This window comes from Methanosarcina sp. MTP4 (assembly GCF_000970045.1).
Taxonomy (GTDB): Archaea; Halobacteriota; Methanosarcinia; order Methanosarcinales; family Methanosarcinaceae; genus MTP4.
In genome coordinates, this window is the sequence record NZ_CP009505.1 from 3,135,128 (window position 1) to 3,156,384 (window position 21,257).

19 protein-coding genes are annotated in these 21,257 nt (G+C 42.0%); 7 read left to right on the forward strand and 12 right to left on the reverse strand.

Annotated features, from left to right (window positions below):
• Nucleotides 1–60 precede the first annotated feature (60 nt).
• The 5 genes from pfkC to MSMTP_RS13015 form a co-directional block, all read right to left on the reverse strand.
• Nucleotides 61–1,536, reverse strand: a complete 1,476-nt coding sequence (gene pfkC / locus MSMTP_RS12995) for an ADP-specific phosphofructokinase (RefSeq protein WP_048180174.1) — start codon at nt 1,534–1,536, stop codon at nt 61–63.
• A 202-nt stretch (nt 1,537–1,738) separates the two neighbouring features.
• Nucleotides 1,739–2,926: a bifunctional ornithine acetyltransferase/N-acetylglutamate synthase gene (argJ, locus tag MSMTP_RS13000; RefSeq protein WP_048180176.1), complete on the reverse strand. Its 1,188-nt coding sequence runs from the start codon at nt 2,924–2,926 to the stop codon at nt 1,739–1,741.
• A 248-nt stretch (nt 2,927–3,174) separates the two neighbouring features.
• Nucleotides 3,175–3,639 (reverse strand): CBS domain-containing protein, encoded by a 465-nt coding sequence (locus tag MSMTP_RS13005; RefSeq protein ID WP_048180178.1) that lies wholly within the window; start codon nt 3,637–3,639, stop codon nt 3,175–3,177.
• A gap of 208 nt (nt 3,640–3,847) precedes the next feature.
• A complete protein-coding gene (argC, locus tag MSMTP_RS13010; RefSeq protein WP_048180180.1) occupies nt 3,848–4,858 on the reverse strand; it encodes an N-acetyl-gamma-glutamyl-phosphate reductase in 1,011 nt (336 codons plus the stop codon).
• A 228-nt stretch (nt 4,859–5,086) separates the two neighbouring features.
• Nucleotides 5,087–5,491 (reverse strand): hypothetical protein, encoded by a 405-nt coding sequence (locus MSMTP_RS13015; RefSeq protein ID WP_048180182.1) that lies wholly within the window; start codon nt 5,489–5,491, stop codon nt 5,087–5,089.
• Nucleotides 5,492–5,765: 274 nt separating this feature from the next.
• On the opposite strand from MSMTP_RS13015, the gene MSMTP_RS13020 reads away from it, so the two are divergent.
• From MSMTP_RS13020 to MSMTP_RS13045, 5 genes are all read left to right on the forward strand, one after another.
• Nucleotides 5,766–6,188 carry a nucleoside 2-deoxyribosyltransferase gene (locus MSMTP_RS13020; RefSeq protein ID WP_048183569.1) on the forward strand — a complete coding sequence of 141 codons (423 nt, stop codon included), beginning with the start codon at nt 5,766–5,768 and terminating at the stop codon, nt 6,186–6,188.
• A gap of 393 nt (nt 6,189–6,581) precedes the next feature.
• The gene (locus MSMTP_RS13025; protein ID WP_048180184.1) at nt 6,582–6,770 is read left to right on the forward strand and encodes a hypothetical protein; all 189 of its coding nucleotides are present in this window, start codon (nt 6,582–6,584) and stop codon (nt 6,768–6,770) included.
• A gap of 353 nt (nt 6,771–7,123) precedes the next feature.
• On the forward strand, nt 7,124–7,606 hold the full coding sequence (locus MSMTP_RS13030; protein WP_048180186.1) for a GNAT family N-acetyltransferase: 483 nt from the start codon (nt 7,124–7,126) through the stop codon (nt 7,604–7,606).
• 593 nt (nt 7,607–8,199) lie between these two features.
• On the forward strand, nt 8,200–8,658 hold the full coding sequence (locus tag MSMTP_RS13040) for an Hsp20/alpha crystallin family protein (protein WP_048180191.1): 459 nt from the start codon (nt 8,200–8,202) through the stop codon (nt 8,656–8,658).
• Between the two features lie 982 nt (nt 8,659–9,640).
• Nucleotides 9,641–10,855: a methyltransferase domain-containing protein gene (locus tag MSMTP_RS13045; RefSeq protein WP_048180195.1), complete on the forward strand. Its 1,215-nt coding sequence runs from the start codon at nt 9,641–9,643 to the stop codon at nt 10,853–10,855.
• Between the two features lie 563 nt (nt 10,856–11,418).
• Here the strand turns inward: MSMTP_RS13045 and MSMTP_RS13050 are convergent.
• Nucleotides 11,419–12,633 carry an MFS transporter gene (locus MSMTP_RS13050; RefSeq protein WP_048180197.1) on the reverse strand — a complete coding sequence of 405 codons (1,215 nt, stop codon included), beginning with the start codon at nt 12,631–12,633 and terminating at the stop codon, nt 11,419–11,421.
• Between the two features lie 177 nt (nt 12,634–12,810).
• Between MSMTP_RS13050 and MSMTP_RS13055 the strand changes: the two genes are divergently transcribed.
• Complete coding sequence (locus MSMTP_RS13055; RefSeq protein WP_197076086.1) at nt 12,811–13,410, forward strand: hypothetical protein; 600 nt, start codon at nt 12,811–12,813, stop codon at nt 13,408–13,410.
• Nucleotides 13,411–13,625: 215 nt separating this feature from the next.
• On the opposite strand, the gene MSMTP_RS13060 is transcribed toward MSMTP_RS13055, so the two are convergent.
• The 6 genes from MSMTP_RS13060 to MSMTP_RS13080 all read right to left on the reverse strand — a co-directional run bounded on the left by MSMTP_RS13060 (nt 13,626) and on the right by MSMTP_RS13080 (nt 20,241).
• Nucleotides 13,626–15,011, reverse strand: a complete 1,386-nt coding sequence (locus MSMTP_RS13060) for a hypothetical protein (protein WP_048180201.1) — start codon at nt 15,009–15,011, stop codon at nt 13,626–13,628.
• Complete coding sequence (locus MSMTP_RS13065) at nt 15,004–15,939, reverse strand: hypothetical protein (RefSeq protein ID WP_048180204.1); 936 nt, start codon at nt 15,937–15,939, stop codon at nt 15,004–15,006. Before MSMTP_RS13065 ends, MSMTP_RS13060 begins: the two co-directional genes overlap by 8 nt.
• A 599-nt stretch (nt 15,940–16,538) precedes the next feature.
• Nucleotides 16,539–16,793 carry a hypothetical protein gene (locus tag MSMTP_RS13070; RefSeq protein ID WP_048180207.1) on the reverse strand — a complete coding sequence of 85 codons (255 nt, stop codon included), beginning with the start codon at nt 16,791–16,793 and terminating at the stop codon, nt 16,539–16,541.
• A 619-nt stretch (nt 16,794–17,412) separates the two neighbouring features.
• Nucleotides 17,413–17,622, reverse strand: coding sequence for a hypothetical protein (locus MSMTP_RS19410; RefSeq protein ID WP_156153836.1), 210 nt, complete (start codon nt 17,620–17,622; stop codon nt 17,413–17,415).
• Between the two features lie 571 nt (nt 17,623–18,193).
• Nucleotides 18,194–18,799, reverse strand: coding sequence for a TIGR00296 family protein (locus MSMTP_RS13075; protein ID WP_048180209.1), 606 nt, complete (start codon nt 18,797–18,799; stop codon nt 18,194–18,196).
• Between the two features lie 203 nt (nt 18,800–19,002).
• The gene (locus MSMTP_RS13080) at nt 19,003–20,241 is read right to left on the reverse strand and encodes a phosphoglycerate kinase (protein WP_048180212.1); all 1,239 of its coding nucleotides are present in this window, start codon (nt 20,239–20,241) and stop codon (nt 19,003–19,005) included.
• A gap of 258 nt (nt 20,242–20,499) precedes the next feature.
• Between MSMTP_RS13080 and MSMTP_RS13085 the strand changes: the two genes are divergently transcribed.
• On the forward strand, nt 20,500–21,147 hold the full coding sequence (locus MSMTP_RS13085) for a uracil-DNA glycosylase family protein (protein WP_082090621.1): 648 nt from the start codon (nt 20,500–20,502) through the stop codon (nt 21,145–21,147).
• Nucleotides 21,148–21,257 lie beyond the last annotated feature (110 nt).

Genomic DNA, 21,257 nt, shown 5'->3' on the forward strand with positions numbered 1-21,257 from the left:
GTGAAGGAATTGTGAAGGAATTGTGGAGGAATTTGGGCCCTTGACTATAGTTAAGGGAATTTACTTTCCGGCCCATTTTTGCTTCATCTTAGCGAGCATGGCCACAAAGGCTCCTGCGGAAATCGCATCTCCGATTCCCACGGTGGCCCTGGGCTTACTGACCACTTTTGAAGGGACAATGACAGCGTCGTGTTTCACGCCGTAGATGTAGCCGTACTCGAATTCATCCGGGGAGCAGAGTTTCCTGCCAACGCAGTAAAGCTTGAAATTTTCCAGGTCTTCGAGCCCTTTTTCCGAAACAGGGACTTCCAGCCCGGCTTCGGCTTCATCCAGTGTCTCTATTTTTCCCTCGAGGGCCTGAGTTGCTGCAAGGGAGGAGGCAAAGAGCAGGGAGTCCCTGTGCTCTTTCAGAGTAAGAGGATGGCCTTTTGCAAGAGCACATATGTAAAAGCCAAGGCAGTGCACATGGACGCGCTCAAGGGCGAGGTCTTCGAGCAGCCGGACAGCTCCCTGGTAAAGCGCCATGATCCCATTTTCCCCTTTCCGGATCACTGCATAAGAGAGCTCTTCGTGCCCGAGCACGTTCAGGGCGTTTGCCACCTCCACGGTGTCCAGGCCCAGGGAATGGACGTGCCCGGCAACGATATCTTCCAGGATGGCTTTCCTTATTACCCTGTTCTGGATGGACGTAAGCTCGACATGAATGCGCAGTTCGGGGTTAAGGGACTTCAGTTTCTCAATTGCCCTGACGGATTTTGCCACGTAGTCCTTATACGTGGTCCCGTCCTCGTATTCCTCCTTGATCATCTGGTAGCCCGAGAGCATCGCCCCGTCAACAGGGCCAAGGGAGTCAAGCTGTTCGTAAATCTCCTTATCCATGTCCAGACGAAGCCATTTCGGGCGCGAAGAGATTATCAGGCGGTTATCCCTGGGGACCTTGAAAGTGTTTCCTCCGCAGCTCACGCCCAGGTCTTTAGAATACTCGAGAATCCAGTTGACTTTGGAGTCTATTTCCGGTTTATAAGCCTCAAGAGGGTGTTTCAGGAAGACTTTCCCTCCCTCTACCTTCGGATGGAGGAGACTTTCCGAGGGGGCAAAGTAGCCTGCCTGTTCTTCCGAGAGCCAGGGCACGTAAGCGACAACCTTTTTCAGGCCCAGGTGAACCAGAAGGTTTGCAATAATCCCGGCCTGCCCCCCCATGCGGGCATAGTCAAAGCCCAGGTGTCCCTTTAACCATTCATGGGTTTCCGCAGTATATGTCGGGACCTCGGCGGCTTTCCCGTCCCGCATTGAAATCATCAGGCGAGCGAGGAAATCGAGAGGTTCTTTGATCTCCCTCGGGTATGCGGAAATCTTCTCCTGGATTTCGGCATCTTCGAAAAGCTCGAGCAGCTTTGCAAGGTCTTCTTCTTTCAAATGTTTGATAGCATCAATATTGCTGTTGTAGGCAACAAAGATCCCATCCAGATAAGGAAGAGCTTCCTTTACGCTGTAAAATGCATCCCTGTGGCGCTGATCCCATTCTGCTAGGTCCACTTAGCAAAAACCCCCTGGAGAATTAAATGAAACAATAGAAAGACTAAAGAGCCTTTTCACGCAGCAAAGGCAATAAAAAGGGCTCTTTAATCTATTAGTCCCTTCATTAAGTTTATTTTTCTTTCAGGTTAATCTATTTTCATTTTATATAACATTGCCCGAACCCGGGGAGCCGACTCATTTCTGCGGCCCATTAAGGCCATCAGGTGGTATATTCGGCATTGATCCGGACATAGTCGTACGTGAGGTCACAGCCCCAGGCGGTTGCCGATTCCTCCCCCATTCCCAGGTCAAGGGTTATGACGATTTCCTCAGCTGCCATGATCTTTTTCAGGAGCCCGAGGTCTGCAAAGCCGGAGATATCACCCGCTTTCACAAGCTCGACTTCCTCTCCCCCGCCTATGAAGGAAAGGGAAAGTTTGTCCTGCTCAAGTTCGGCTCCCGAGTACCCGGCAGCAGCCACGACCCTGCCCCAGTTAGGGTCTTTTCCGAAAATCGCAGTCTTCACAAGGGGAGACCGGACTATGGCTTTTGCAGCCAGCCTGGCGTCTTCATACTCTTTCGCACCCGTTACCCTGGCTTCGACCAGTTTTGTAGCACCTTCCCCGTCTTTTGCCATCTTTTTTGCAAGCTCGGTGAGCACGTAAAGGAGCCCCTCCTCAAACTCGTCCAGGCATTCCAGACAGGGCTTAACTCGAGACATGCAAGTGGAGGTAAATAGCACCATGTCATTCGTACTGGTGTCCCCGTCCACAACGACCATATTGAAACTTTTTTCCACGGCCTTGTGGAGCGCCGCTTCCAGTACGTCGGCAGGCACGTTAGCATCAGTGTAGGCAAAGCAAAGCATTGTCCCCATGTTGGGCTCGATCATCCCGGAACCTTTTGCAATCGCCCCTATCCTGATCCCGCAGTCAAGTTCTACGGCAGCTTCCTTTGGAACCTTATCCGTGGTCATGATTGCCTTTGCAGCCGCCTGGCTGCAGCCGGGGGAACTTCCCATAGCCCCAAGCACTGCAGGAAGCTGCTTTTCGATCAGCCCCAGGTCAAGCCTCTTTCCGATTACCCCTGTGGACGCAACGGCAACCAGTTCGGGGTCAAGGTCAAGTTTTCCGGCAAGCATCGAAGCCATTTCCATTGCGTCAAGGTAGCCATCGTCCCCGGTAAAAGCATTTGCATTCCCGCTGTTCACGATCACGGCAGAGAGACGCTTTTTGGTTTCGGTTCGTTGCCTTGTCAAAAGCACCGGAGCCGCAACGACCCTGTTCCTGGTAAAGACACCCGCAACCGGCCCTTCCGCAAGAATGGCTACAAGCCCCGTCTTTCCTTCCTTGATCCCGTTTGCGGACACGCCCTGGACCGCACAGATACCACCATCTATTTTCTTCATGGAAAACCCCCTGTCCAATCTCCCTTCAGTTCAATAATTATCATATTATAATTCAATTTGGACATCAGATCCATTAGCACATCAGATCCATTCACAAATCAGATCCATTCACAAATCAGATCCATTCACAAATCAGATCCATTCACAAATCAGATCCATTCACAAATCAGATCCATTCACAAATCAGATCCATTCACAAATCAGATCCATTCACAAATCAGATTCACTAGCATATTAGTCTATGGCACTCAGATTTTTGAAATTCCCTGGATTATATCCCCGCGGGTGACAATGCCAACAACGCGTTCTTCTTCAACAACAGGAAGCCTGTTGATCCTGTGCCGGATCATAAGCTCGGAAGCTTCCTCCACGGACGCTTCGGAAGAGATAGTGTAAACGTCCTTCTTCATAATCTCCCCGACCTGCCTTGTGCCAATGTCCGAGAGCATTTTCTTGGTCTCCTCCCAGCTAAGGAGTTCCCTGATCGGGACCTCGATCACCTCAAAGGGACTCGGGAGCCAGAGCCCTCCGTGTTCGGGGAGAACCAGGAGTTTGAGCAGATCGGCTTCACTCACGATTCCCACAAGCTTTTCGTTCTCAATGACCGGAGCCCCGCTAATATCGTGTTCTTTCAAGATTTTTGCGGTGTCGCGGACACTGTCTTCAGGCTTACAGAAGACCACATCCGGATTCATGACATCTTTTACCTTCATCTAACTACCCCTGAAATGGATTCCATTCTTTATTTTTATACGTCACCAGTTATATGTTCTCGCCTGCCCTGCGGTCTGCAGACCTCTCAATTCAGATGTTTCAGCACAGTACAATAACTGTCAGCACAGTACATAACTGTCAGTTCAGACATTCAATACAATAACATTAGCACAGACAGGAAGCTGCCTGGACAACACCGTGTTTAATTTACGGTGCAGTTGCAGGTATCCAGAGCCCGCGGGTCTCTTCAAGCCCGAACATCAGATTCATATTCTGGATTGCCTGTCCTGATGCCCCTTTTACCAGATTGTCAATTGCCGAGAGCACTACCACACGGTTGTTTTCCGCATCCGCCTCAAAGCCAATGTCACAGAAGTTCGAACCCCGAACTGCAGTGAGGGACGGGACTCCCGGGAGCCGCACAAAGGGTTTGTCCCTGTAAAACTCCTCATAAAGCGCCTGTACATCCCCTGTTGAAAGGGGCTCTTTAGTAAAGATATGGGCGGTTGTGAGGATGCCCCTGATAGTGGGGATCACATGAGGAGTGAAACTGATGTTCCTGAGCTTTCCGTCGAGCCGGTTCAGTTCCTGGACAATTTCTACCCTGTGCCTGTGTGCGGTGAGCTTGTAAGGGATTATATTTTCCGCAATGTTGGGATAGTGGGAAGTTCCCGAAGGGCTTATGCCCGCTCCTGAAACTCCGGTTTTGGAGTCGAAAATTGCCATGTCTATAAGCCCTGCTGCCGCAAGGGGGGCTGCCGAGAGGATCGCACCCGTAGGAAAACAACCCGGGTTTGCAACCAGGTCTTCTTTTGCAGCCTCAGGGTGAAGTTCCACAAGTCCGTAGACAGCAGTTCTCGGGTCGGCATGAGTAAGGTCGTAAACTTTTTCGAATACCGAAGTCTCAAGCCTGTAATCAGCGCTCAGGTCTATTACTTTCGTATTGTCATCGAGCAGTTCGGGGACGTAGTTCATCGCAGTCCCGTGGGGCACCGCCACAAACACAACATCACAGCGTGCCCTTATCTCTTCAGGGTCCGGGTTTTCATACCTGAGATCCAGAAAGCCTTCAAGGTGCCTGTGGGTACTTGCTACGGGTTTTCCTGCAAGACTCCGGGAAGTGGCAAGCTCCGGTTTAACGTCAGGGTGATTAACCAGTAAGCGTAAGAGTTCTCCTCCCGTATATCCGGAAGCTCCTATAATTCCTGCCTTGATCATGGTCTTCACTCACCTGTGTAATGTGTGAACCATATGATTAAACTTGTTATTGGAAAAGACAGCTGAGAGAGGACCAAAAGCCCCTTTGGGACAATAAACGGTTCAGAGAGTTGAAACTAATTTGAACAGATTGCTTTCGAAATAAATTAACCGCGGAACTTGAAAAAATAATTATCAACTAAAAATTGAAAACATTAAAAAAATAAAAAAATAAAAAATACAATCTTATTAAGGCGAAATCGTGACATGAACAGGCACATAGAGGTCCTGATAGCTTACAAGTGTTCCAAAATTGCAGTCAACAACTTCTATGATGACTTCGTCCCTTGACCCGAATTCTATGGGTGGGAGCCCCACTTCATTCAGGTTAAGGAGTTTTGAATCTCCCACCTCAAGGTCTCCAAGTGAAGAAGCATCAAGCAAATAACTTTTCCCGTTAACATACAGGAAAACTCCCAGAGACCTGCTGTCGAATTCCAGGCAGTCCCCGCCCATATGCCTGAACTCCATCGTACTTTCATTAACAAAGAAAATGTCAAGATTTACTGTCGGACAGGGTTCCCCGAAGTATCCATTAAATCCCGGGAAAACTACTGCAGTGAAAAGAGCAGCCAGGATTAAAATAATTATCATAGATATAAAAGATCCAAAGACCTGGCCCCAAGCTCTGGAATTCTTAAATAGCTTTTCTATAAAAAACACACAACACCACCATTTCTGAATAAGTGTTAATATATTCAGGCAACACATTTAAAATTTTTTGTGCGTGGGGAGAAAGATATAACATTTAAACATATTTAATATTTGAATGTTATAAAAATCAGCAAACTATTTCACGAACCATCCCCTTTCCTTTTCAGGAAATCCCGTGAAAAAAATACCTTAAAAAGTGGCGGAGGAAAAAAACTTGAACGAAAAAAAAACAATTTACCTTGCAGGCCCCCTTTTCACCCAGGCGGAACTTGAATTCAACCGGAAATTAAGGGATATGCTCCTTAAGAAAGGCTTTGCAGTCTTTTTGCCCCAGGAAGATGCCGAAGACGCAAAAAAAGAGCATGAACGCCAGAACCAGAAATATATTTTCCAGCGCTGTGTGGAAGGAGTGGACGATTCGGACTTCGTGGTCGCAGTCCTTGACGGTGTGGATGTGGACTCGGGCACGGCCTGGGAAATCGGCTACGCTTACGCAAAAGGCAAAGCAATAATTGGGCTCCGGACCGATTTCAGAGAACTTTCTAACGGTATAGTAAACCTGATGATTGAAGTATCTGCAGACACCCTGGCCAGGAATGAGGAAGAACTGCTGGAAACGGTCGAAAAATTCCTGTAAACTTACCTTCATTAAACGGACCGTTTACAAATCCGGACACCGGAAACTTCTCATTTGCTTAATTTTTGACCTTTGATTCGTTTTACCCTTTATCTCTTTTCATTTTGTTCATTTATATTAGCAGATATCCGTTAGTATCGGCGCCCTTTCCATTATTAGATCAAGAAAGGTATTAAAAAGAGAAGAGAGAATTAACGCCGATAACAGTCATATAAATGACTTTCTATTTTGAATTTCCCATAAAATCATTTCATTTCCCAAAATTAGGATGACTCGAAGAGTCCATAATTATAGATATAATTTCAAATTGCGAAGCCATAATCTATAATGATTTTTAATTTAAAAAATGCTTATATGGAATGTGTGACATATTAACTATTGGAGGTTAAGAAAATGACCTTTCCGAAAGGATACTCTTTCATGAAAGTGGAAACTTCTCAGGGAACTGAAGTGCACGTGTCCCAGTTCGGTGAACTGGTGAGAGTTGTACCCTGCGATTCCCGAGGGGAATCAACCAAGAATTGTATGAGGCTGGCAAGGAACTATGCCAACGACTTGATTCACAAAATCGAGTCAACATAATATATAAGTAAAAATTAAAGGGAACATAAAAAAAGATAAAAAAGTTATCCGACTTTTCTTTTTGTTTCGGATTTCTTACCATTAACTCCTTTTTTGAAAGCCCAGGTGTTTTTGAGTTTTTAGATGATTTAGTGATTTAACCGAAGGTTTGAATTATCCAGTCGAATCATGTTGAATTTGTATATCCTGGTGAATTTGTCTATTTTTTAACAAGCCGGGACCGAACTTTCCCTTTTATAAATAGCCAATATGCCTTCAGTTCATCTGCTTCCCCAATCCATAAATATATCTGAGTGTAATTTTAATTTTAGAATAATAAAAAAATAGTAAATAAAAATCGGGGACGAGTAGGATTGATCAGAACTTGCAGAGAGAGCGAACTTGAAGACCTTGTAAGGATATGGTATGAAGCATCCGTACTTTCGCATGCCTTTATGCCCGCGGAGTTCTGGGCGGAACAGAGGGGTGCAATGAAAGATACCTATCTGCCTGCTGTAGAAAACTGGGTTTTTGAGGAAGATGAGGAAGTTCAGGGTTTCATTTCCCTGATCAACGGAAGAATATGCGCCCTCTTTGTCAAACCCGGAATGCAGGGGAAAGGGATAGGAACAGCACTTATCAAACATGCTAAAACCCTGAAAGGAAACCTTTCTCTTAAAGTATACCTGGAAAACGGAAATGCCCTTCATTTTTACGAAAAATGCGGTTTTGTGCCCGTTTCCGAAGAAACGGACGAATACACCGGGTTCAAACAGCTTTTGATGAAACTGGAAGAGAAGAGGCAGCCAGGGGAGCCACAACTCCTTTCCAGAACCGAAGAACTTACGGGTTTTTGACCCGATTTTTTGCCCCTTACAGTGGCCCGAACTGAACAGGGTCTGATCGAATTTTCAGCAGGGAAAAAAGAAACCTTGCACCTGATTACCAAAAAACCCGGTCCTGCGGCTATTTCAAAAACTGAGCCTCAATAATTAAACAGTTTTCACCGAAAAGTTTAAATAGTAAGAATACTAACTATAGGATAGTAACTGAATGGCATAACCACCATATAGTAACCCCCAGCAGTAACTGTATGGTAGTATCCACCAGTTAACTCATAAAAGCGACCTACAAGATACAGATCGAAGGCGGGATTACCGTCTTCAAAAAAAGTCCGCTTCCGCAAGGACGCGGATAAAAAGTTCCAAACTCCCATGCCATCGTGCCTGCGAAAACGGAAAAATGACATTAATTTCAGTAACGAATCTCCATCCCTCGGCTGAAGCTCTCCGTTTTCACAGGCAGCCTCCTGTGGCAAGGAAAAAAACGGCATCAAAAATAACCTTACATTCACCCAAATTCAACGAAAAACTGCGATTAAAAGAAAATCCAGAAATCAAATCATCCAGAAATCAAATCATCCAGAAATCAAACACAGAGGACATCGTAAATGAAACTGCCAATCAAAAGAACACCACGTGACGTATACACCTGGGACCCGTTTGATGAGATCAGAAAAATGCAGGAATATATGGACCAGATGTTCAGGACTTTCCCGGCTCTTGAAAACAGGGTAGGCGGAGATGTCTTATCCCCCCTCACAGATGTGATGGAGGAGGATGACAGAGTGGTCGTCACGACTGACATGCCAGGTATTGAGAAAGAAGGCATCGAACTGAGCCTGAAAGACAATGCCCTGGTAATCAGTGCAGGCCACGGAAAAGAAGAGGATAGCGAAAAGGAAGGCTACATCCGAAAAGAGCGCACCTACACCCGCTACCACCGGGAAATCCTCCTTCCGGAAGGCGTAAGCGAAGAAGGGGCAAGCGCCAAACTTCACAACGGGGTCTTAACAGTCACTCTCCCGAAACTGAAAAAAGAAGCCGGAAAGAAGATCCGGATCGAGTGAGAAGCGACTGCTATAACCAGAGGTACTGCTAAGAAAATTGCTGCCTCAAAAACCACAACACGATGAAAACGATAGATCCGATAAGGCCAGGTAAAACAGTACCGATAAAACCACCAAAACCACTAAAACCACATCTGCCGAAAGGACTTGCAGGTTATCAAACCTGCGGGCCAACCTTCCCGACGATTAACCCTTCATACTCAAATCCGGCACTAACTTCGATTTCGATCCACTGAATTCAATCCACTACAAAAACGGCACACCACTAAAAACGATCAAAAACGTGTCAGACCCACTGAATTCAATCCACCACTAAAAGCAATCCACCACTAAAAGCAATCCACCACTAAAAGCAATTCACCACTAAAAGCAATCCACCACTGAATTCAATCCACTACAAAAAGCAACTCAAACCTCAAATCGTCAAGAAAAGATAAAGCCATCGAAAAACTCCTGTGCTAAAAAACGGATTTTCCTCCTACCATTTCCTCCTACCTTTTTTCTCTATTTTTTATTTTTTTTGTGTATCCACTTTTTTGGTGCTTCCTCAATATAGTTAAGACCCCAAATTTCTTTCACCAATCACAAGTGAAAGTTTAACCACAGAAAGCACGGAAAACACGGAATAAAGAAAATAGAAGCACAATCCTTCCGTGCTTTCGGTGTCTTCCGTGTTATAATGTAAGTGTAAATATTTACGTTCAGGACTATAGTTTACTGTATTTTCAATATAATACTCAATGGTTTCAAAAACTGAACTATCAGATCCTTCTCCAAGATGCTGTTTTACAGATATGTGGATTTTAAGCCTGCCGAGCAAGGAGGACAGCGAATGAATTTTTCCGCATGCTGAATTCAGGAAAAGGTTGGAAATGTGAGATGGATGTTGACCAGGTTTAAACTGTAATTTATATGTATTCTACCACCCTTTCAGGTATTTTCGTATTCAGGATGAAGTCTCTTCTTATTCTGGAAATTAAGAGTGCCAATAGCAAAAATATATATTATCCTAATCGTTCTATTTTTCTACATGGATGAATTAATTAAAAAACTTTTGAAGACAAGAGATGTTTGCAAAAGGCGTTCAATATTAGAGAAGGAAGGAATAGATAAAGATGAAATTGAAGAAATATTGAACCTAGTTCATTTACAAATTAAAGGCAAGCTAAAATTCCCTCGAGCAAATTTAATGAAATTTAGCAGGGAAGGGCTTGCTCAGGCTTCTTCTAAGTATTTGGCTGAATACAGAACCTGGAAAATAAGAAATAAACTGGATGAAGTTCCGAATTGTTTAGACGTTTGTTGCGGTATTGGAGGGGATTCAATTGCAATGGCGACCAGATGGAAAGTTGTTGCAGTTGAAAAGGATAAAGATACAATTGATATGGCAAAACACAATATGAGAGTATATAACTTAGAAAAAAACATTGATTTTGTTCAGGGAGATATTAATAAGTTAATTGAAGATAGGAATTTCCTTGACAAAGTAAGGAATGTAAATTGTATCTTTTTTGATCCTGCTAGAAGGGCTAAAGAAGGGCGGACTGTAAAAGTTGAAGAATATGCACCCCCGTTATCTTTTGTTGAGAAACTTCAGGCAATTTCACCAAATATTTGTGTAAAGATATCTCCCGGGACAGACCTGTATAGAATCAAATACGATTGTGATATCGAAGTCGTGTCTTACAAAGGGGAAGTTAAAGAAGTAATGTTGTGGTTTGGAAATTTTAAAGAAAAACCTGAAAGCAATCAAATCTTAGCAAGCAAATTGCCCGAAAAAATTACACTGATAAAAGACAAAAGTAAACTTAACGTCCTTCAATCCGAACCTAAAAAATATTTATATGAACCCGACCCTGCATTTATTAAAGCACATCTAATTGATGATTTGGCTAAAGAATTCGGGTTAAACCTTATAGATACTAAGATCGCGTATTTAACAGGAAATGAAAAAATAGAAACTCCTCTTCTTAATCGCTATTCGGTCAAAAGAGTGTTAAATCCAGCGTTCGAAAAAATCAATAGTAGTTTGTCTGAACTAAATATTGGAAGACTAGATTTTAAAGCAAGAGGAGTGAAGGTTGATTTGCATAATATCCATAGAAAAATTCGTGGAAAAGGAAGAAATGAAGGACTTGTAATATTTACTAAGGTTAATAGAGAAAATCAAGCAATTATTTGTATGTATGATAGATAATAAGAGTGACTTCTTCTCTTTTTTCCCATATTTGGCATGTAGATATGAAAATTTAAACATTTTTGGTGCTCATCCATTAATCGGTTGATATTTTCCGGAACCTCAAAATATTGCATATCCCTTGCTTCTTATAAATTAGAGGAATGCTCGTCTGTTCAGAAAAATCACTCACATGCCAGAAAACCGTTTTTCAATTAAATGCCATAGGAATGCTTCCGCCAGCTTGCCTGGAGGCCCTCACCAAAAAAACAAAAAAGAGATATGAAAAAACAATATCTATAGACCACATTTACTTCCTTTTATGCACTCTTACCTGTTTTTCGCGCTGCTTCTATATTTTGCCCTCTTTTTCCAACTTCTTTTATACATTTCTTCCGAATACCTTTTTGCCTATTTTCTCATTTTTTATTCTGTCTACTCTTTATTCTGTAAAAGCCGGCCGCCTTCGGCATCTGGAGACAAGAACGACATGAGATGGCTAATTCCGGTTGTCCTGACAACAATCAAGGATTCAGATCCAGCCGTATTTTTTATTCAAAAAATCCAGTAAAAGGAGGAGGATTTTAGCTTCTTTCGGGCTCTTCGACCTTTTTCATCACCACGAAACCTGCCAGGAGCATGAGAAGGGCACAGGCGTAAAATGGGGTGACGAAGGTCATGTACCCGGCAAGGAAACCCCCGAATATGGGGCCGATGGCCATCCCCGCGGCCTGGGCTGTGGTGATGATGCTGAGTTTCGAACTGGTGAAGGAACCGTTGGAAAGGTCGGCTGCAAGAGCCATAGCAGGGGTGTCGATGGAAGCTACGAGGACGCCCTGGAGAGCCCGGGCGAAAATGAGCTGGTTTACGCTCGTGACATAACCCATGACCACGACCAGGGGAATGCTCAGGAAAAGCCCGCTTACGATCAGTTTCTTCCTCCCGATCCTGTCAGAGAGACTCCCGAGCGGGGTCTGGAAAAGGAGCCTTGCAAAGATGTAGGCTGAAACGGCAACCCCAAGGGAAAGCTCGGAAGCTTCCAGCCGGACCTCGTATTCGGGGAGAAGAGCGACTATCATCATGATCCCCACCATCATCATAAGCATGGCCCCTGCAAGGGAATAGATGGAAACAAGCCCGTTTCCGCTGCTTTCTTCGAGAACCGGCTCCCCGGGTCCCCGGGTCTCTTTCACAAAAAGATTTACCAGCACTAAGCTCACAATGCCCAGGAAAGCGCAGAAATGAAAACCCGCTTCAAAACCGTAATAACTGGCAATTGCCCCCCCTACGATTGGCCCGAGTCCGAACCCGACTCCCCGGATAGTGGTATAGATCCCGACAGCTCTTCCCCGGTTCTCGGGAGAAGATATGTGAGTGACCATTGCAATGACTGCGGGAATGGTTGCCCCTACGGTTATGCCCTGGAGCAGGCGGATGAAGAGCAACTGCTCATAGCCGGTCACATGGGAATAGAGAAAAGAAAAAAACGTATACCCGACCAGCCCGAAGAGAATAAAAGGCCTCCGGCGGTCAATTTTATCAGAAAAACGCCCAATCAGGGGCTGGGTAATCGCACTGAAAAGCCCGAAAACCGCAGTCACAAGCCCGGCTTTTGCGACCAGGGGAAGCCCGGTAAAAAACGATGACCCAAGGTCAGCTATATACAGGGGGATAAGGGCAACCAGCATTCCCGAACCCAGGTCCTCGCAGAACCTGGAAAGGGACAGGACGTAGAGTTCCGGACTTATGTCTTCAAAAGAATTCCGGTAGATTTTTCGCTGCGGGAAACAGGTTTTCATTCTTATTCTCGGGTTTATTTATAAAGTCTGTAAGATTTAACTGTTATATCATGGGGTATAAAAGATTATATTTTGAAGCTAGTTTAATAGTCATCGATTTTGTTCTAATTACGTTGATGATAATAAAAAATTGAAAAATGGTAAAGTGGGCGTTAACCTTATGTGCACAAATTCTTTTTGGGTGCAGGAGATAATCTATCAGGACCATCCCAAAATCGGAAATTTTTTTATTTAGTAAAACACCATATAGAAATCATGACAGAGGGGTCCAGAAATATTGGCACTCAAATTTTAGTAGGTGTTGTTGTCATAGTTGCGGCGAGTTTAGTTGTTGAACTAATTAATGCACCCCAAATTATTCCAGTAGAAGATAACTATGGTAATATTGTACCAGAAACTATCACATTTAATACCAACGGGGAAGTTTCAGATGGATTTTCATTAATGCTCAGAAATACTGGAGACGATGATGGGAATATCTATGTGAAAATAAGATCTGATGAAATACTCTCAAGAACTGATAATAGAGAGAACTTTGAAACAACTAGTGAAAAAATCTACTTCGTAGAAAGAAAACAAAACGCACGGTTTAATTTTGACTTGAAATTGAATGAAAATGCAGAAAACATTGATAACTTCACCATAACTGTAACTTGTGGTTGGACTAAAATAATGAATGGAAAAACTCTTAACAGTCACGACACGGGCACTCAAGTTTTCATGTATAAAAAAGTAAGTAATTCTTGGGAAAGAAATAGCAAATATGTACTATCATGATTAAGCTGTGGAGAAATTGCATGATCTTTTTTCGATATTCTGCTCGGATCCTGGCTAGACCCCCCTTTCCAAATACTCCAGAATCCCATTTCATGCCGTCCCAGAGGCTCTGTGGGAGGGGTGAGTGTTAAAGTCTTAATTTTAGAAGAAACTGTAATGGAAACAAGTTCCAGTGAATATAAGGCTTGGTTATTTGTTAACTATGAAATGCAAAATTATAATCCTAGTTGTGTTTTTATATAATTAACTGCTCCAAATAACATAGGTATCTTGCTAACATTCTGCAATAGTATGCCACTCTCTTGGATAAAATTTTTTACTAATGATATATCAGAGTTAACTTTTTCAAGTTCATCTAATGCTCTCTTAATTGTATTTTTGATTTTTACTTTTTCACTTGTTTCAACATCTAAGTCATCTACATTTTCAATTACCTTGCTCAGAGTAATAATAAGTTCATTTTTATGTTCACTATTTAACTGTATAGTAGTCCCTGTTGAATTTGATACAAATGAATTGTTCCCATAATTATTTCCCACATGACCATAATTATTTCCTATGTATGTCACATTAATATCCTCTTTTTTTGATAGGCCTTCCTTGAGAATCCATATATCTTTGCTAACAATAAATTTGTATGTCCCCCCAAATTTCTTAAATATGAAATAAAAATCAATTTTATCATTAGAGCTAATATTTTGGATTTCCTTCTCAAGATCATCTTCAATGTAAATATGGTACGTTTTGTAATTTTCAATTTCTACTTCTTTATTGAATAAACATTTATCATTATAGTTTATAAATAAATTACAGTTAGATAATGAACCATAACCATCATTAACAAAAGATATTTTTCCATCTTTTATTGTCACATCTGTTATTAATGGAAAAAACAAATAGCCATATTTCTCAAAAAGAAGCTCATCATAATTATTCGGTTTTAAATTAGTTTTGTATGGTAAATATCGTTCCACATTATCATTGGAATAAACCATTTGTACAACATCTTTAATTTTAAAATCTGTATAATGTTGATACACACGATTCAATTTTGATATAATTGAACCAATATCATCAGGCTCATATTCAGACTCAATTAAAAGTTTTGTATACTTTTCCTCCAATAAATCTAAAATATCAACATCATAATTTTCTATAAATGTTATGGAAACAATCGACTTCAAATCTTTTCCAACAACAATATTTCCAGTTGGAGTAGATAAGTCAACCTCTTCAATTAATCTATTATTGACAATTATCCACACACAATTGTAAAATAATCGCATCCAAACGCTATTTAATTCATCCACTCTTCCAGCATAATTTTTTACAATCAATTTCATTGTAGTTTTCATGAATAAATATGATAGGCATATTGTTGAATTCTCGATAGTCCAGTTCATTAACCGAACATAAAAATCGATATCTTTATTTGCTACATTTGACATTTTTTCAATAATTAAGCTCCTATAATCAGAGTTTGAAATGTTATTAGAAACGATTTCATCTAATTCTAGAGCTAAATCATCTAAAGCAAGCCCCTTGTATCGATCTTCAAGCATTCTTTGAAAAATACATGAGATTTCATCAATTTCAGTCAATGGGGACACCAGATAAAATATCTAACGATGTTTGATTGTGAGCAATTTTATGCTTTGTAGGCAAGCAGTAAAGCTCCTTACTAACAATCTCATCATATATCTTTCTTGCATATTCATAGAACTTAATCTCAATTTCATCATCTGAATCTAAGTCAATCCATGAAAGTTTAGGAAATTCTAATTCAATCTTACCTTTGCCATTAATTTCAAATTTTATTTCATATTCTTTTCCTAAATCATCATGCCCAGAGACTATACTTGATTTGAAACCTGTTATAATTATATTATTAGTTTCCTTAAGCTCTTTTATTCTTACAGCATTGGGATCCAATATATTATGAGTTTCAGATTTATAGTCTGCTTGTTGAGTTGTTCCAAAACCCAGTTCTTTTACAGGATTAAAACTTATCTCAAATAAATTATTTTCAAATTTATCAAAACATAATTTTCTTAATTCCCATTCATTAAATCCCAATTGTTTTGGTTGAGAGCTTGTTAAAAAATATTTATATTGTGAAAAAAGACGCTCATTTTTAATACTTCCCCCATTGAAGACAAGTAAATTAAGATAGTTATTTTCGTCTGGAAAATTATCTACATGTAGAGTAGATACGATTAAATTTTTTATTTTGAAGGAATTCCTTGATAAATATTCTTTTGTTTGAGGGTCAAATGCAGCACTTGAATGACGTCGATCGCCCATTTTAGCAAATAACAGATGAATACTTTTTTGATTTTTTTTGACGTCAATACATCCAAATTCACGTCCACTTTTCAGTAAGTTTTTTTTGAAGTGTTGACTCATTTTATCTGAATCAAATGAGTACTTAGTTTCATATCTAAGAATTGATAATTTTTTATGTGCATTGATATCAAAAGATGCATTATCAGGTTCCCATTCAAAAGGTAAATCTGCTTCAAAAGTCATATAAACACAACATATTGCATTTTTATAACATTATGTGTCCAATTAATAAAAAGTTTAGTAGTGATAATATCGTTTTTTTAAGTCCAAACCCTGAAGGTTTCTACTACGGTAGGTATTAAATAGAGAAAGTTTTTGGGCTTTTTGGCCTACTTGAAGAAGCGCTTTGGCTTAATGAATAATTTGGTGCATTATTCCCCGAGAGTGGATAGGACAAACCACTTCTTACGATGTAAGCAAGCAAGCCAAGCAGAAGGTTGCGAAACTTTCCAAAAAAACCGCAAGGGAGCGAACAAAACCGAATCAAATACAACCGGAAAAAATAGTCTTTTTCAGATCTCTTTTTATTTTGCTGAGGGCCGCCAGGCAAGCTGGCGGAGGCATCCATTAACATCTAATTGAAAAACGGTTTCCGGGCTAAAGGAAATAATCCAGATATGTTTTCTCCTGCGCGGCACGGAAAGAAGGAGCTTAAGGCCCTATTCTTATTACTTAATATAATATCAACCGAATACAAATGGACCATCAACATTTCCTTTACCTGGGAAAATTGGATAAGCTTTTTCAATATATGTTAGGTTCACAACCTCATTTAGATTATTTCAACCCTGAGATTTTAGGGAAATTCGGAATTCCCAATTTAATTTATTTTTATTTACAGGTAAGAAATTACATCTGACCATCGCTTCTTTAAACTGCTTATTTGTGATAAAGAAACCATCTGGTGCTTGTTCAAAAAGAATTTTAAGTGCATAACTTGTGTAATTTTTATTTGGTGTTTTTTGTGGGAGTATATTTAACATTATCCAATTATCCATGGCTTTTTTTTCAATGTCCGTTAATTCGTATTCACCCATTTTACTCACTCCTGTCTTTCATAATTTATCACTAAAGTACCACTGAGCTATGCCTTGATTTCCTTTACTTGTGAATTTGTTAAAAGACCTAAACTAATTCCTACAATGATACCAAATAAAAACAATAAGATCTCCATCTGAAACATCTATTTGAGACACACTTAGACCAAATGTGCTTTTAGTTTTAATAGCTATAATTGTACTTATCTATCAAATTATGGACTCAGTACCAAAATCCAGCGATAAATGTAAAATTAAAAATCATTGGATTTTCTAATTGGTTACAATTCTTGTGATAAGACTTATGGATCAAGGTCTTTTGATTTCGAATATTGATTTTGATTAAAGACTTGATTCTTCTTGCGAATTCAGAATTTCAATCAAGAAATGCAAAAATCACTAGATTTTGGAACAGAGTCAAATTATGCACTTCATAATAAAAATGCATTTAGATTTGTGTTTCATAATAAAAGTTGCGCTGGAGCACCCCGCTGCAAGCAACGGGGTATTCGACTGAAATAAATAAACACACTAAAAAATATTCCAAAAAAAATGAAAAAAATCGGAATCTTCAGCTAGATTCCTTATGCAGGGTTGAGACTTAAAATAATAAAATATATTAAAATCCTGAACCGTCTGGTATTCCATCTCCTGAGTTTGGTGCTGGACCTTTAAAGTCTATTACTGGATTTGGATCTCCATTATGGATTGGATTATCCATTCCTGAACCGTCTGGCATTCCATCTCCTGAGTTTGGTGCTGCTGCCATAGCATTGCAACTTAATCCAATTAAGATTAGTAATCCCATTAAAATTGCAATTTTTCTCATTTTAAATCACCAATAATATTTTGTATGAGTTGGCATATTTAGCTTTCCCTAATTTGTTCGTATGAAATTAATCCACAATTGATGATGTATCTGTAGTTGTAATATTCACCACTGCATAAGGAGTTCTGACCTGTGCTGAGTTCTATATTCCCCATCCTTCTAGCCTTTCCCTTAAATGAGCATTCAAGCTAAACGGTTTATCCGCTTCAGCATTCTTCTTCATGTAATGGAGTGTACCTTTTGAGAACCCCATTTTCTTCCACTCAGTATAAGATACACTCTTAGAAAACCCCAACTGTTTCCAATCAGAATAAGGGATATTGAGCCTAATTACCTACATAAAACCCAAAACCTGCGAGGGTGCAAACAAAACCGAACCAAATACAACCGGAAAAATATTCATTTTCAGAAATCTTTTTCATTTCTTTTTGCTGAGGGCCGCCAGGCAAGCTGGCGGAGGCACCCGTTAACATCTAATTGAAAAACGGACTCCGAGCTAAAGGAAATATTCCAGATATGCTTTCTCCTGCGCGGCATGGAAAAAAATCCAGAAGCTGACGCAGCCGAAAATTCAGAACTTCTCCTCGAACACTTCTCCCCCGGATTCCTTTTCCTTGAAGATCTGCCCTTCAAACCAGTAGACTTCGGCTCCAGTAAGCCAGGCGTCGGGGGACAGGCCGGCTTTCATGCAGGTATGGCTCAGGAAATCGAGGGCATCGAAGTTGTTTTCCGGGGCGACCTGGGGTAGCAAAAGGCCCTGATAAAAGCCCTGCTTGACGATAAGCCCATGCCTTCCGATCTCGATCAGTTCGGGAAGCTCCTCGGGGATGGCATCTATTTTTTCCGGGGGCGTCAGGACAGTTACCTCTACGACAATTTCCTTCATCTCGGCTTTTCCGACTGGAGGGAACCTGGGGTCCCGGGTTGCTGCCGATATTGCGGAATCGACAATTGCCTCTTTAAGCGGGGAATCCGGGTACGGGTGTCCTATACAGCCCCTTAGCAGCCCGTGTTCGGTAAGCGTGACGAATACTCCCCTCTGTTCTTCGAAGACGGGCGAGAGGTCAAAGTCCCCCAGCGGAGGTTCAAAGTCTTCTTTTCCTGTTCCTTCAAAGTACGATTCGATGGTTGCCCTTGCAAGTTTAACTGCAGTCTTTCCTTCTGTTTCCGTAAGCATGTATGAACCAACACCCCTTGTTTGAAAATCAATAACATCAAAACATCAAAACATCAAAACATCATAACATCAAAACATCAAAACGTCAATAACATCAAAACATCAATAACACCAACAACATCAATAAATAAATAAATAAATAAATAAATAAGTAAGTAAGTAAAAAGTAAGTAAAAATTACGGAAAAAATATTCACAAAATCGTCATAGTTCTTTGGCTTCCTGGTATTTCAGGGCAGCGGCTTTCAGGGCTTCGACCCCGGGCAGGTTTTCGCCTGCAAGGTAATCGATACAGGCCCCTCCACCCGTGCTGATGTGGGAGAAACGGTCCCCCAGGCCCAGGTGAGTGACTTCTGCGGAAATGTGCCCGCCTCCTATGATGGAAAAATCGGACTTCACCGCAGCCTTGATGATCTCATGGGTCCCAAGGGCAAAATTCTCGATTTCCGAGACCCCCGCAGGCCCGTTCAGGACAACGGTTTTTGCATTTTCGATTTCATTGGAAAATTCCACAATGGTTTCCAGCCCAAGATCGTTGATCGGGAGGGAGTCGGGGCCAAGTTCTGAGACCTGCACCTCAACCCTTTTCTTTCCGTCATTAAGGGCCACATCCTTTGGAAGCCCGATCCGGTCCTCGAATTTTGCAAGTAATTCCCTTGCCAGATCTATCTGGGGTTCGTAGCCCTGGGACCTTATAAACTCCAGGTTGATTTTCCCTATGTTCACCCCGGAAGCCTCAAGGGCCACGTTTGCAACCACGCCGGTGAAAAGAACCCTGTCCGCCCCGCCGCTGGAAAGCACGTTTTTAGCCACTTTGAGGGAATCGTCCACCTTTGCCCCTCCCAGCACGAAGATGCAGGGCCTCTCCCCGCCTTTTATCCCCCTGTCCAGGGAAGTTATCTCCTTTTCCATTACCCTGCCCGCACCTGTCGGAAGGACTTCGGTAAAGCCTACCACGGAGAGGTGAGACCTGTGGGCTACCGCAAAAGCATCGTTCAGGAAAATATCCACAAAAGGTGCCAGTTTCTTTACCAGGTATGTCTCCGCATGTTCGGCCGCAGACCTGGAAAGGGTCTCTTCGGAATAGAACCTGACATTCTCGAGCATGAGGACATCCCCGTCTTCCATGGAAGCGATATGGGTCTTTGCAAAGGTCCCGAAGATATCGTCCACATATCGGACCTCCCTGCCCAGGTGCTTGCTCATCAGGTGGGCATGGGGCTTCATGACGGTGAAGTCCTGTTTCCCCGGCCTGCTCTGGTGCGCGAGCAGGACGACTTTCGCAGTTTCAAGATCCTTCAGGGTGGCAATATGGCTCCTTATCCGCATATCGTCCAGGATGTTCCCATCCGGATCCATGGGAGAGTTCAGGTCAACCCTTACAAGAATTGTCTTTCCGTCTATGTCAAAGTCATCGATTGTAAGAAAGTCTCTGGAAGTCATGTACCCTCAGCACGCCTTTGTGAATAATTAATAAAAGTCAAGATATTTATCTACGTTTTTTGTTTGCTCAGCACTGTTTACCTTTGTCTAAGGATTTTTTCCATAAATAAGTTTGTTCTAATTTAAAGCTCACGAGAGGGAGATCGATTTTATACAAGACCTTTAGAAAAAATAAAAAAATAGAGGAATGTCCGGGAAAGAAGCTTACGGGAGCTGCTTATATATCATCAGGAAAAATGCTAAAGCAGGTGGAAAGCCATGGCAGCCGTGGAAAAAAACAATGAAGATTCTGAAGAAAAAGCTGGTTTTGGAAAAGGAGCCGGTTTCGAAAAAAAAGCTGGGTTTGAAAAAGAGGTTCGGGAACTTGTGGAGACCGGATATTCGGGCGTCGAAGAAGCCATTCTTGCCTGTAAAAACTGCCCCCTCCATGAAACCGCAACCAACAAGGTAATAGGGAAAGGCTCTCGAACCCCTAAAGTGCTCTTCATAGGGGAAGCTCCCGGAAAAAACGAGGACGAAAAAGGAATCCCTTTCTGCGGAAGAGCCGGAAAAGAGCTTGACAAAATGCTGGAATATATGAAGCTTTCGGAGGAAGACTGGGCCGTGATCAACACCCTCAAATGCCGCCCCCCGGAAAACAGGAACCCGAAAAAAAGCGAGCTTGAAGCCTGCAAACCCTTCCTGGCCGCTCAGATTACCCTTCTCGACCCAAAAGTCGTAATCCTCCTGGGAAACACCGCCGAAAAAGCCTACTGCCCCGGGAAAAAAATGGAATGGGGGGTCCCCGAAAAAATTGACGGAAGGAAGGTACTGAAAATCTACCACCCAGCAGCCCTCATTTACACCCGCTCAAGGATAGAAACCCAGCACGCCCTTATAGACAAAAACAGAGGGCTCTGGGAGTGACAAGTGACAGGATAACAGAAGAAACAGGATAACAGAAGAAACAGGACAACAGAAGAAACAGGATAACAGAAGTGAAGGGAGCGACTATAGTCAAGTACCCTAATTATTTC

Excerpts from the sequence above, each read along its gene's own strand:
- MSMTP_RS13015 (WP_048180182.1), bottom strand. The coding sequence starts at position 5,491 with ATGATAATTATTTTAATCCTGGCTGCTCTTTTCACTGCAGTAGTTTTC.
- MSMTP_RS13050 (WP_048180197.1), bottom strand. The coding sequence starts at position 12,633 with ATGAAAACCTGTTTCCCGCAGCGAAAAATCTACCGGAATTCTTTTGAA.
- MSMTP_RS13080 (WP_048180212.1), bottom strand. The coding sequence starts at position 20,241 with ATGACTTCCAGAGACTTTCTTACAATCGATGACTTTGACATAGACGGA.
- MSMTP_RS13070 (WP_048180207.1), bottom strand. The coding sequence starts at position 16,793 with ATGGGTGAATACGAATTAACGGACATTGAAAAAAAAGCCATGGATAAT.
- argC (WP_048180180.1), bottom strand. The coding sequence starts at position 4,858 with ATGATCAAGGCAGGAATTATAGGAGCTTCCGGATATACGGGAGGAGAA.
- MSMTP_RS13025 (WP_048180184.1), top strand. The coding sequence starts at position 6,582 with ATGACCTTTCCGAAAGGATACTCTTTCATGAAAGTGGAAACTTCTCAG.
- MSMTP_RS13085 (WP_082090621.1), top strand. The coding sequence starts at position 20,500 with ATGGCAGCCGTGGAAAAAAACAATGAAGATTCTGAAGAAAAAGCTGGT.
- MSMTP_RS13005 (WP_048180178.1), bottom strand. The coding sequence starts at position 3,639 with ATGAAGGTAAAAGATGTCATGAATCCGGATGTGGTCTTCTGTAAGCCT.
- MSMTP_RS13040 (WP_048180191.1), top strand. The coding sequence starts at position 8,200 with ATGAAACTGCCAATCAAAAGAACACCACGTGACGTATACACCTGGGAC.
- MSMTP_RS13065 (WP_048180204.1), bottom strand. The coding sequence starts at position 15,939 with ATGACTTTTGAAGCAGATTTACCTTTTGAATGGGAACCTGATAATGCA.
- MSMTP_RS13075 (WP_048180209.1), bottom strand. The coding sequence starts at position 18,799 with ATGCTTACGGAAACAGAAGGAAAGACTGCAGTTAAACTTGCAAGGGCA.
- MSMTP_RS19410 (WP_156153836.1), bottom strand. The coding sequence starts at position 17,622 with ATGAGAAAAATTGCAATTTTAATGGGATTACTAATCTTAATTGGATTA.
- argJ (WP_048180176.1), bottom strand. The coding sequence starts at position 2,926 with ATGAAGAAAATAGATGGTGGTATCTGTGCGGTCCAGGGCGTGTCCGCA.